Genomic DNA, 336 nt, shown 5'->3' with positions numbered 1-336 from the left:
ATTTCACAAGCAGGAAAAGGTGGGGGTTGAAGCAAAAATAGCTCTAGAGGAGTACCTGGAGTGGCGGGCCAATTACACTTTATTATTGATTCTTCTACTCCTGTTTCATCATTAAAATTTTTGAAATCAGAACAATAAATATCAACATTAGGCCATTTTTTTGATGAAATGATATGATTCTCAACCAAATCATTAGAAAGCCAATCGTCAGAATCAAGAAAAATAGTAAATATCCCATTAGCTGCAGCAAAACCGGTATTTCTAGCAGCGCTAACCCCCTTATTGGGTTGTTTAATTAATGTTACGTTTGCATCGCTGTAAGTTTCAACAACCTTT

Annotated in this window: 1 protein-coding gene; it reads right to left on the bottom strand. The window is 35.7% G+C overall.

The features are described from left to right. Window positions 1-336 (bottom strand): glycosyltransferase family A protein (locus A9E74_RS13925; protein ID WP_141696849.1); only part of this gene is annotated, 336 nt, incomplete at both ends.

It is taken from the genome of Methylophaga muralis (assembly GCF_001720165.1).
GTDB lineage: Bacteria > Pseudomonadota > Gammaproteobacteria > Nitrosococcales > Methylophagaceae > Methylophaga > Methylophaga muralis.
Note: the sequence above shows the minus strand (reverse complement) of the source record. Positions and strands in the feature narration are given on the sequence as shown.